General features: G+C 39.9%; 7 protein-coding genes. 3 read left to right on the top strand and 4 right to left on the bottom strand.

All coding sequences use genetic code 11. The features are described from left to right. Positions 1-13: 13 nt before the first annotated feature. The 4 genes from B2O97_RS19940 to B2O97_RS19925 are packed head-to-tail and all read right to left on the bottom strand — an operon-like array spanning position 14 to position 6,913. A complete protein-coding gene (locus B2O97_RS19940) occupies positions 14-763 on the bottom strand; it encodes a glucosamine-6-phosphate deaminase (protein WP_286767994.1) in 750 nt (249 codons plus the stop codon). A 20-nt stretch (positions 764-783) separates the two neighbouring features. After that, a complete protein-coding gene (locus B2O97_RS19935; RefSeq protein WP_286767993.1) occupies positions 784-2,205 on the bottom strand; it encodes a Gfo/Idh/MocA family protein in 1,422 nt (473 codons plus the stop codon). Positions 2,206-2,250: 45 nt separating this feature from the next. Beyond that, positions 2,251-3,795, bottom strand: a complete 1,545-nt coding sequence (locus B2O97_RS19930) for a SusD/RagB family nutrient-binding outer membrane lipoprotein (RefSeq protein WP_286767992.1) — start codon at positions 3,793-3,795, stop codon at positions 2,251-2,253. A 46-nt stretch (positions 3,796-3,841) separates the two neighbouring features. Further along, entirely contained in the window at positions 3,842-6,913 is a 3,072-nt protein-coding gene (locus tag B2O97_RS19925; protein ID WP_286767991.1) for a SusC/RagA family TonB-linked outer membrane protein, read from the bottom strand. A gap of 423 nt (positions 6,914-7,336) precedes the next feature. Here B2O97_RS19925 and B2O97_RS19920 point away from each other — a divergent pair, with 423 nt between their 5' ends. From B2O97_RS19920 to B2O97_RS19910, 3 genes are read left to right on the top strand one after another with little or no spacing between them, the layout of a single operon-like run. Then, a complete protein-coding gene (locus tag B2O97_RS19920) occupies positions 7,337-7,921 on the top strand; it encodes an RNA polymerase sigma factor (protein WP_286767990.1) in 585 nt (194 codons plus the stop codon). A 56-nt stretch (positions 7,922-7,977) separates the two neighbouring features. Next, a complete protein-coding gene (locus B2O97_RS19915; protein WP_286767989.1) occupies positions 7,978-9,123 on the top strand; it encodes a FecR family protein in 1,146 nt (381 codons plus the stop codon). A gap of 31 nt (positions 9,124-9,154) precedes the next feature. Next, a complete protein-coding gene (locus B2O97_RS19910) occupies positions 9,155-12,760 on the top strand; it encodes a SusC/RagA family TonB-linked outer membrane protein (RefSeq protein WP_286767988.1) in 3,606 nt (1,201 codons plus the stop codon). Positions 12,761-12,767: the final 7 nt, after the last annotated feature.

The raw sequence follows: 12,767 nt of genomic DNA, 5'->3' as shown, positions 1-12,767 counted from the left end.
TCCATTTATCTAATTATCGCTTGCTATCAACTAACAAACTCGCCGAATGACTGTCTAAAAAAACATGACAATCATCATGACTTTGCAATATACTTGCAGGATGGAGATTTGATATTTCTCCTTCAATACAATTTTTAACAGCTAATGCTTTACGTTCATCAGGCACAGTACATACTATTTTAGCTGATTGCAAAATTTGATAGACAGACATACTAATCGCTTGTTTAGGCACTTCATCCAAGGAATTAAACCAACCTTCTCCCAATTGTTGAAGCCGACATTCTTTATCCAAATCCACCCGAAGATAAGGTTGCTTGGTGTTAAAATCAGCTGGAGGATCATTGAAAGCAAGGTGCCCATTTTCACCAATTCCAACAAAAGCGACATCGATCTGATACGCGGCAATTTTCTCCGATATCCTTTTCAGTTCCGCCTCTACATCGTTCTCACCATTGATTAATATAGCTTCCTGAATAGCTGTTATTTTATCCAAAAATCGTTCCTTGAGATATTTTCTAAAACTGGCCGGATGATTTTCAGATAGGTCAATATATTCATCCAAATGAAACACTCTAATCTTTGACCAATCAATATCCTTATCTTGGAGTAGCGCTTCAATTGTTTCAAATTGACTCTGCCCCGTTGCTAAAATAATATTGGCCTCGCCATTTTTAGCAATTGCCTCTTTAATCGATGTGGCGCCCAATAAACCTGCGGCCTCCCCCATTTCCTTTCTACTATTGTAACTATTAATTTTTAACATATTTATTACTACTATTTGATCTATGATTCGAGATTAATATCATGTACATTATTATTTTTCCATCTCCCCATCGTAAAATCGGGAACTTTTATTGGCTGGGAACCATTCGCTATCGACCATTCACTTAGCGGCCCAATAACAGACCAAGAGGCGGCATCATATACATCCATATCAACAGGTAATCCATTGCGCAAACAATCAATTAATCGCCAGTCCATGATATAATCCATTCCACCGTGTCCCCCCACAAGTTTGGCCATATCACCGATTTTTTTCACAATTCCTGGTGTATATTTCTCTTCTAGGGCTTTGAACGTTTGATCATCAATAAACCCCTCATGACCAGTCGCAATTTTTGCTGGCAATGGATATTTTTGTGCAAAGGCTTTTGTACCACTGACAACATGCAACCTCGAATAAGGGCGTGGTGAGCTCACGTCATGCTGTAAAAGAATCGTACTGCCCGAAGCGGTCATGATATTAGAAGAATTGATGTTACCTCTAAATTTCTTACCATTAAATTGTTTGAAAAATGGATCATTCAGTGCCATTTCCTGATTTTTCTTCCCGAGCAAAAAATCTTTACTCGCCATCGCGGTCATATATTCCATCTTATTACCACGATTAATCTTTAAGATTTGACTAATGGGACCAATCCCATGCGTAGGGTATAAATTCCCATTATGCACAGCATTCTCTCGCAATCGCCAATAATCATAGCGTGCATTTTTATCAAAAAGGCTGTCCAACAGATCATGAATATAAGCCCCTTCACAATGAATTATTTCACCGAAGAAGTCATTTCTAGCCATATTTAAGGTCAACAGTTCGAAAAAATCATAACAACAATTTTCGAGCATGACACAATGCCTTTTTGTCTTCTCAGAAGTGGTCACCAATCGCCAACATTCGTCTATCGTCCGAGCAGCAGGCACCTCAACAGCCACATGTTTCCCTTTTTCCATAGCATAGACTGCTATATCCGTGTGCAGATGCCAGTCCGTGCAGATATATATCAAGTCTACATCCTCTCGATCACATAATTCTTTCCACGAATCTTGCTTACCATAATACAATTTTACATCAACGGCATTATTTCCGGCAATTTTTGCTTTTGCATTGACTGCAGATTCTTCCCGAATATCACAGATCCCACGTACAACGACGCCTTCAATTTGACTCACACGTTGAACAGCCGCAGTTCCTCTTTTTCCTACACCAATAAAACCTATACGAACGTTATCCAATTTTGGTGCGCGATAGCCACTCATGTTAAAAATTGGTTTATATTCTTTAAGAGAAGCTTTTTCAATCTCATCAAGGTAAGTCTCATACTTTGCTTGCTCCACTTGCTTGGCAAACAATACCGGTTTAGAAATAACAGACAGCCCTATAAGACCCGACATTTTCAAAAAACCTCTTCTACTTGAATTATTCTTCATGACCATTACTATTTAAGTCCATTATAATATATTTAAAGTCCAGCATCAATCCACATCCCACCAAAGTCGAGTTGATGCTTTATCGGCCCCACCCAGTAAAGCAATACCAGATTCTACCCCCGCGGCATTGCTGGTATATTCGGTATTCGGAAAATTTAATCTCTTGATGAAGGTTCCTACGGGTAAGTCGGCATTGTCCGAGGCTATTAAATTATAGAGGTCTGGGTAACCGGTTCTTCTAAATTCAGCCCAGGCCTCCCATCCATCCGGAAAAATAGCTAACCATTTTTGCGTGCCGACTTGCTTTCTTTGCTCGGATACCGAGCTTGCAAATTTAATTGTGGTCGTAGACACTGCTGGGGAGTTATAATAATCTTCAGGAGCCGCAGGTTTATAGGAAGAATTTACATAGGCATTAATGACTGATTCGTCTATTACTCCCCATTGGTTTAAGCTTTGTTTGATTCCTTTTTCATACAACTCCTTTGCTGTTGCTCCCATTGACCAACCATTAAGAGCTCCCTCTGCACGTAGAAATGCGGCTTCAGCCGAACATATTAAATGTTGACGCGCATTCAAATTTTGGATATAATTACTCGCCGAAGTATAGTTAATCCAATACGGTCCCACATTCGATTGGAGTGTTGAGGCATTAGTTGCCAAATTTAAATCCGAAGCCAGCATACCATTTCGTCGGCTTTTAAAAGTTCCAGTTGTGATATTTTTTTGAAAATATATAGAAAGTCTAGGGTCGTTATAGCCCACGAGATAGGACTTCATAGTTGAACTCATAGATCCTGCATACCAACTTGCAATTTGTGCTAAACCATTAAAATCACTAGCCGTATTGACTTTTTCTATTGACGCATTATCCTCATTATTCTCAATCACACCGGCCCCAACAGCCTCCTCAGCATATTTTTTTGCATTACTAGGGTCTATATTTGAAATACGGAGGGCCAATCGCAATTTTAAAGTATTTGCCAATTTCAACCACTTTGCCACATTTCCATCATAAATAACATCGCCATTTGCCATTATAGGGATTTTGGTATCTGCCGTCTTTAAAATGGATATTGCTTTATTTAATCGCACAAAAAAATCAGCATATATAGCATCCATAGAATCATAAGGTACCGAAGTATACTCGCCGTCTTTTAACGCATTAAAATAAGGTATCGGACCAATAGCATCTGTCAGGCGATGAAAGGTAAATACCCAAACCACATTGGCCATTGCATATTCAGGAGAATCTTCAGTTACGTTATCCATAATTGTCTTTAAGTGCGCTCCTACATGCACATAACTTACTAAAAACATCCTTGCGGTATAAGCCGTATTGACATTATAGCGTTCTGTTGTGACACTTTTCGCAAAATATTGAGAATAGATATCCGCAAAATAATTTTGTGTCGTTTCATAATACGAATGATTTATTCCCGCTGAGCTGATCGCTTTTGTAAACAAATAGGGAATTTCAGCCTTACTTATTGTAGTAATTCCATTTAAATCCGAATTTTTCGTACTAAAATCTTTTGTACAGCTTCCCAAAAGCATCCAAGACAACAGGATAAATAAATATTTTTTCATATTGGTTTTCATAATTCATCAAATTAATTGTTAGAAACTATACTGATTAAAACGAAGCTTTTAGGCCAAGTGTAAAGGTTCTTGATAAAGGCAACACACCCGCTTCAACCCCTTGAAAGTTGCCCGAACCAATGGAAGATTCCGGATCCACAGGATTAGCAATCTTGCCTAATCCCGGGATATCTAAGATGGATTTACCTTTGTATAAGAAAAGTACATTATTTACGGAGAAATTGAATTGTAAAGCTTTAATACCATGCATCATCTTTGTTGGTACATCGTAAGATGCCCCAATATTTCTAATTCTAAAATTGGTCATATCAAAGGTAAAAAACTGGCCATATGGATAAATACCACCAGCTGCCACTTTGGTCCAAAATGTTTCAGCATTTACAGCTTTTGTATTGGGATTTCCCGAGACATCAACCGCATCCAAAACTAAACCACCCTCTCTAAACTTTTCGGTAAAATCCGCTACACCATAATCTGCTAGCATAGCTGCCGTACCCGAAACCATTTCTCCGCCTATTCGTCCATCGATATTAATATTCAGTCCGAAGTGTTTGTATTTAAAAGAATTTGACCAGCCCAAAGTAGAGGATGGATTATAATTGCCAATCTTTTTTCCTGTTTCAACAACAGGCAATCCTTGCGCATCAACGATATATTTGTCAGTATTCGGATCCTTTTTCCAAGTATAACTATACAGATCACCATAGGCCCCTCCCTTGGCTACGACAACCGAAGCATAGGCAATACTTTCACTAATATTTATAGATGAAACCTGATCATTAAGACTCACCACTTTACTTATGTTTCTAGCAAAGTTGAAATTTGAGTTCCATGTAAAATCATCAGTTTTCACCGGGGTAGTCTGTAGTTGAAGTTCAAATCCCTGATTTTGGATATTACCGGCATTAACATATTTGGTTTGATAGCCCGTCGCATATGGCACCGTTAAGTACATCAACTGATTTTTTGAGTTCGTTTTGTAGTAAGTACCATTTAGATTCACTCGATTATTAAACATTTGTAAGTCGAAACCTGATTCAAAAGACAACGTTTGTTCGGGTTTTAAATTCGAAATATTTTGCGTAGCATTTCTATTGATTGAGCCATCTCCAGCGGACTTCACATAGTAATATGTTTGATTCAGCAAGTTTGGATCCGCATCATTTCCCACTTTTGTATAGGAAGTTCTAATTTTCCCTAAGCTTATCCAACTCGGTAAAGAAACCACTTCATTTAAGATTACAGACAATCCAGCAGATGGATAGAAGTAGCTATGCGGACTAGGCAAGGTCGATGACCAGTCATTTCTGCCTGTTATGTCTAAATATAATGCTTTCCACATCATTAAATTTACACTTCCAAAAACAGAATTCAATTGACGATTATAAGACAATAGATTATTGTAGGCAGGAGTTGTAGCAAATGCTAAAGAAAATCTATTTGGGATCACCAACCCATTTGCTTCATCGGTATGCATATTGAATTTTCTATTCAAGAAACTTGATCCCAATACATAATCAATATGGAAGTTTTCATTTCCCAAATCGCTCCCGCCGGTTAACAAAAGATCCAAATTCGTATTACTATATTTCGATTCCGTCAAGTAATACATCCCGCCCGCTCTTATTGAGCCATTTGATTTTGTTGTTGCATTAAATGATCCATCTGTAGTTTCATTGTAAGTATCAAAGCTGAATCTTGTCATGAAATTTATCCAGGGGAAAAATTGATAAGAAACCGATCCTATTCCATTTGTGCGCTTACGTCTTTCATTAACCGATGTACGATTTACTGTCCATAACGGATTATCATTATTTACATTCGTACTCCAAAATAAGCTCTCCGAAATCCCTGTACTCTGATTAAAAACCTCGTAATTGTTTAGATCATCATCAGACATATCTCTTGGCATTGTATATAACGTAGCTAACACTCCATTGGCCGATAGACGCTGTTTATTTTTGATATTTTGATCTAAGTAACTAAGTTTCAGATCCGTTTTTAAATTCTTAATCAACTCGGTATTAATTCTTAAATCCACACCATTCTTAGTCATATGATTATTTGGAATAATCCCACCGATTCTACTATTATTGACTGAGAAAAATGAAGCTACTTTATCAGTACCACCAGAAGCACTCAGGGAATTATTATTAGAATAGGCCGATTTAAAAAAATCTTTCACATTATCAGGATAGCCTGTTGATTTTTCCCCCCAACTATCCACTGCATTCTCACCTCTAATACCACCATTTCCTCTCCCATAAGTATTTTGGAAAGATGGGATATAAGAAGCAGATTCCATGCTGTGCGTTGTATTCAGATCTAATTTCCAACTGCCTGCAGTACCTGTTTTCGTTGTGATAATAATCGCCCCATTTACAGCACGGCTACCATATAACGCAGCAGCAGAAGGCCCCTTTAGGACATTGATACTTTCAATATCCTCTGGATTAATATTTGCTCCACCATCACTACTTGAGTACACATTTGAATAAGGAGCAGCGGATTGTGTTGCTGACGAATTATCAAATACGATTCCATCGATCACAATTAAAGCGTTATTATTGCCCGTAATTGATTTATTCCCCCTTAAAACAATCCTTGCAGAAGATCCCGGTCCACCAGAAGTTGTATTTATAACTGCTCCGGCCACTTTCCCGGATAGAGCACTCACAAAGTTTCCACTATTATCGCGTATACTACTTACAGACTCAACAGAAACTTTTTGCGTAGAATACGTTAAGCCTTTGGCTTCTCGTTTTATACCCAAAGCTGTTACAACGACCTCATCCAATAGCCCCTCTTTGGGCTGAAGTTCAACTGTAAAGAACCCTACCTTTGTCAATTTGTATTTAAGCGTTTCATAACCGACCAAAGAAACCTCCACGATATCGCCTGATTTCACATCAATTTTAAATTGACCTTTTTCATTCGATTTTACCGTCTTATTATTCACTTTTACAGTCGCGTCGGGCAATGGCTTCCCATCAAGTTTGGAGGTGACGTTCCCACTAAATTCCTGAGCCGACAAATACATACAACTCATCAACAAAAATAAAAGAGCCAAACCAGCTTTTTTGTAATATAAATCTTGTTTTTCCATAACTTTAAGTATTAATTTCGGTTATATACCAATCCTGATGATCTAAAATACCCAAAACACTATTTAAATCATTCAAAAAGCGCCAATAAATTACCGAGAGCGTTACCGAAACAAAGAATTACCAATTATTAACAAGGTTTTGCAATTGTTTTTTCTTTAAACGACAATATTTCAGCTTTTAAATCGAATAAAGCACAAAAATTACCCGCCTAATTGCTAAATTGATTTTGAAAATTAGGTAAGAAGCCCGAAATCTAAATTGTGCTAGGTTTGACTCTGACCTGTAAGAGGTATTGCTGTGTTCTCGATCTACCAGCGCGTTCGCTTGAAATTATAGAAGTCAATATTAAATTGAAAATTTGTAAATTTGTCCACTTGTTAGGTGCTTAAACAGCATACTATCTGCCCTTTTGAAACTCTACAATGGACGCTACTGCAGAAAATAAGCTATTAATTTCGCTCTCCAATGGAAACGAACAGTCTTTTTTTGCTTTATATGACCAGTATAGCCACGCCTTATTTTCCACTATCTTTCGAATGGTTAAAGATAGACAGGTCAGCGAAGAGATCGTGCAAGATGTATTCCTAAAAGTCTGGCAAAAAAGGTCTACCATAGATCCAAATCGGAGCTTTAAGTCCTGGATTTTTACCATAGCTAAAAATGATGTTATTTCTTGGTATAGAAAATTAGTGAAAGAAACCGCAATGCAGGAAAACCTATACCAACATTTCGAGCAGCTCTACCTCATGGAAACAGAAAGCGATATGCATGAAAAACAAGCCGAATTGTTAGAAAGAGCACTCAATACCTTAAGCGAGCGTAGAAAAGAAATATTTGTCTTATGTAAATTAGAGCAAAAAAGCTACGAGGAAGTTGCCCAAAAATTGAATATTTCTGTATCCACGGTAAGCAACGCGATGGTCAAATCAAATCAACATATTCGCCAATTTGTACAGGACCATTATGATGAGATTCTGTTAATTCTTGTTACATTCTATTTTTTTTAAAAAAATCAAGATTACGATAGTGTTTTTGCTAATAAGTTGCGTATTAACTTATAGATATGGCAAAAAAAATAGAAAATATTTACAAGAGCTATTTAAACGGAAGTATCCATCGCGTTGATCTCGATAGGTTGCTATACTATTTCGATCATGCAAGCGAGGAGGAGCTCGAAGCTCTTACTTCTTTGGCATCAGTCGAGTTTGAGGAAGATCAAATCGAACAGCCCTTTGCTTCGCATATCGAACTAATTAAAGGACGGTTAGAAGATAAATTAAGCGAATCGAAGAAAAAATCTATTCGTTTAAAAATTCAACAACAATGGTGGGCCGCCGCTTCCGTCCTACTTGTCGCTGGATTGGCGACTTGGTTTTATTTGGGACAAGATCCAAAACCTACCGATGTCAATGCACCTTCAGCACCCACATTGTATGTTAAAGATAAGTCCGGAAAGGAAATTGCCATTTTACCCAAGACTGATTCTGTATGGCAAATAGGAGACATTGCATTTTCCCGTATTGACAGTCAAACTGTAAAAGTAATGGCGATAGGCAAAAATCCAAGCTTGCAAACGATCTATACCCCCAATTCGGACTTTAGGCTTGTTTTGGAAGATGGGACCAAGATTACCATGAATGCCGCATCTACCCTACAGTTTCAGCTTCCATTTGATGTAGCCAAAAGAGCGGTTTCCTTAGAAGGAGAAGGATATTTTGAGGTTGCTCATGATGCGCAGAGGCCTTTTACCGTAACAGCCGGTACCACAAAAGTTGAAGTGCTAGGAACGGTCTTTAACGTGCGAAATTACGCAAGCGACGGACTTGTTACAACATCCCTGCTGTCCGGACGCATCGCTTTAAGCAAATCGGGCACAGCTGAAAGAATGATACTTCGCCCAGGGCAGACAGCCGTAAGCGATCAAAAAGGAATACATATCGAACATTTAGCTCCAAAGCAAGCTGTCGCCTGGACGGCCGGCTACTTTGACTATCGGGACCAATCGCTCCGTGTGATCTTATCTGATCTGTCCAGATGGTATGGCGTCGATGTCGATACCATCGCGCTGCCTACGGACCAATCGATCTATATGAAGGTCCGAAAAAATATCCCCTTAAAGGAAATGCTGCACCTCTTAAATGAAGCAAGCGGCCTGGATTTTCAATTGAACAATAAAAAAATCATATTAAAAACTACGTATAAAAAATAACAACTAAATAGTACATTAACCTTCATCTACCATGTCTTACCTAACCCAAAAGCGACCGGTATTTTTGCGGAAATACTTGAGTTTGGTCGCAGGAATTGCCTTCATGAGCATGATTGACCCCTACGAACTACATGCCCAGCAGGTACAGTTAAATTTTAAAAATGCCGATGTCAAAGAGGTGATTACGAGCCTATCGGATCACTATGGCTATGAATTTGTGTTTGACGCCAATCTATTAAAAGCGGCCCGCCCCATCAGCGTCAACCTCAAACTATCAAGCGTTGAAGATGCGTTGTCCATTTTATTTAAGGATCAGCCCTTCAGTTATCGTTTAGAACATAAACGGATTATTTTGTATCGTAAAACCCTATCGAACAATAGCCAGCTTGTCCGGGGAAAAGTAATTGACAGCCTAGGCAATACAATTCCCGGTGTCTCGATTCATAATATACAGGACAATAGTCAAACGATGAGTTCCGGAGCGGGCGACTTCGAACTCAACGTGACCAGCCCGGAGATCCAATTGTCATTTAGGCATGTCTCTTTTAATGAAAAAGTCGTGCGTTTCAGTCCTGAGCAAGTAACAAGACCGGTCCGAGTGATGTTGAATGCAAAGGAATCTATGCTCAACGAAATTATGATAACAGGTTACCAACGAATCAGCAAAGAACGTAGTCCTGGAGCCTATTCCATGATTAACAATGACCAGTTAAACAAACAGATTAATGTCGATTTGGCTTCCGCCCTGGAAGGCCAAGTAGCTGGGTTGACCTATATCAAAAACCCAGCGCGCGTTGCTGCAGACAATCCCGTACTTCGCGGAATCGGGACCTATTCCAGTGATGTGACCACCAACCCACTTATCGTCATTGACGACTTACCCACCGAGCTTACCCTAAACGATATCAACCCCTATGACGTAGAGTCTGTGACCGTCCTGAAAGACGCAACCGCTGCATCGATTTACGGAGCCAGGGCAGCCAATGGAGTTATTGTCGTAACTACAAAAAAAGGAAAAGGGCAAGGTGTTTCCGTGAACTTTAATGTCGATCAATTCATCACGCAAAAACCGGATATCGCCAAAATGCACTATGCAAGTACATCCGATCTGATCGATTATGAGATCGATGTCTATAAAAAGGAGCTGTCACGTTATGCAAACACCACATCACTATTTAATTACTATGGCAAACTGGGCAGTGGCAGTTTAAAATATTACTCACCCCTGTACGATTTATTCCGGAAAGAGTCCGTCGGTGAAATTAGCACGGAAGAACGTGACGCAACCATCAATACTTGGCGGAGCAACGATTACATCAAGGAGTTTACCGACAATGTCTGGCAAAATGAAACACGCCAACGGTATAATGCTAGCATTTCACAGAATTCAACGAAGAGCAACACCTTTGTTTCTTTTAATTATGATAAAGGTAAGGGACAGGTAATGAATAATAAAAACGAGAAATTCAACCTGTATTTGAAGTCGGGCTTTAATTTAACTAAATGGTTGAATGCAACAGTCGGATTGAACGGCACATATTCCGTAAATAAAGAAACGGATGGTGTTTACAATAATCTGTTTTTACAGCCTCGTTATGCACGCATTAAAGATGAAAATGGCAACTTAGTCTATACACCGTATGTTGATTTGTCGAGTTCTGTCGGACCTGGTTCGGCCATAAACGGCGAGACTGCCGAACAGATCGCTGCAAATGGAAATTTAAAAAGTACAGCCTTTAATGTCCTTGAAGCCTTAGGCGAAGGCATCGAAAGCAACAAGAGTTTAAATCTTCGCGCATTTACATCGTTGCGCGCCACTATCTACAAAGGCCTCTCTTTTCAAACGCAATTTTCCTATGAATTGGGGCAGGCATCCCGTGAAAGCTTCTACGACGAAGATAGCTACATGATGCGTGTTGCCTCAAATGCGATGGTCAGCTACAATAATGCGACAGGAGTTTATACAAAGAATTTGCCGGCTGGAGGTCGTTACTATCAATACGAAGACAAACGGTACAGCTATACTTTCCGAAATCAATTTAATTATGACAATACTTTCGGGCAATATGGTGAGCATCAGCTAACCGCCCTGGCAGGCTTCGAGATGCGTCAGTCGCATGTACCGCGCCCTATCCAACAATTACTTGTGGGGTACAATCCCGTCACATTGACCTCCACCACCATTGACTGGGCGACGTTGAGTAAAACAGGTATCACCAGTTACATCTATGGGGGCAATGTCCGCTTGGGCGACTTGAATGGTGGCGCACAAAAAGAAACTTTACACCGCTTCACCTCGCTTTACGCCAATGCAGGCTACACCTATAATAATAGATTTAACCTCACTGGAAGCATACGGGTGGATCAGGCCGATCTCTTTGGGGTAGACCCGAAGTTTAAGTATCGCCCATTATGGTCTGTCGGAGCAGGCTGGAATGTCAGCAACGAAGAATTTATGAAAAATAAAGACTGGTTGAATTCCCTCAAACTGCGGGCAACATACGGTATTACTGGCAATGTGGATCAAGAAAGCTCAAGCTATGGTACGGCTACTTGGAAATCCGATAAACTTTTCCCCTACCTGCAGTATCTGGAGCAAAAATCATTACCAAACCCCATGCTGCGCTGGGAAAAAACAACAACGACAAACTTCGGTGTAGATTTTTCGATTTTTGACAACCGCCTGTCCACTAGTATTGATGCCTATAATCGCTATAGCTCCGATTTGTTGATCAGCGCTGTTCTTGATCCAACCGTAGGTGCCAATTCACGGGTGATCAACAATGGTGCATTACGCAACAAAGGAATTGAGTTTAACATCAATGGCGTATGGCTCAAAAAGAAAGATTTAACAGCAAGCACGCAGCTGGTATTTTCCTTTAATAAAAACAAGGTCGAGAAAGTCAACGGTTTAACTGCGACCGCACAGTCCTATGTCGGATCACCAAGTAATTACTTTTTTGAAGGAAGCAGCTACAACTCAATTATGGCTTATCGCTATGCTGGCATGGAGAATGGCTACCCCTATTTCTTAGATCAAAATGGTGCATCAAATGTCGTTTTCGATGCCAGTGGAACGCCGACAACCATTAGGGATATCACCTCTCCGGATGCACTGGTCAATATGGGGACCCTTTTCCCAAAATACACAGGATCTATCAATCAGCGCTTACGCTATAAAGCATTCGATCTTTCGGCCATGTTTGTCTTCTCTGGCGGACATAAATTACGTAAAGATGCCATAGACCTGGGTAGTGATGAGCTGACTAATGCAGGTTTGGTCAATCGATGGACAGCAGGTGCCGATAACGATTATCCAAGATTGCTGGTCGATTACCCAGACAACCTGCGCACCTATGCGGGGACCTTATCGACCTTATGGCGCTATAGTGATGAGCAGATTGTTGCAGCGGACTATATTAAGCTACGAAATGTCGCCGTAGGCTATCAATTGCCCAAACAATTCGCCCATAAAGCGGGGATGCAAAACGTCAAACTAATCCTGCAGCTGAACAATCTATGGACTTGGAGCGCCGCGGGAGACGATATCGATCCAGAAGCCTATTCGCTCAATAGCGGAACGCGCTATCTGCCCTTGGCAAAAACATTCCTGATGGGACTTTCATTAACATTTTAACCGAAAT

This window comes from Sphingobacterium sp. UBA865, from assembly GCF_002295765.1.
In the GTDB taxonomy this organism is placed as follows: Bacteria; Bacteroidota; Bacteroidia; order Sphingobacteriales; family Sphingobacteriaceae; genus Sphingobacterium; species Sphingobacterium multivorum.
Note: the sequence above shows the minus strand (reverse complement) of the source record. Positions and strands in the feature narration are given on the sequence as shown.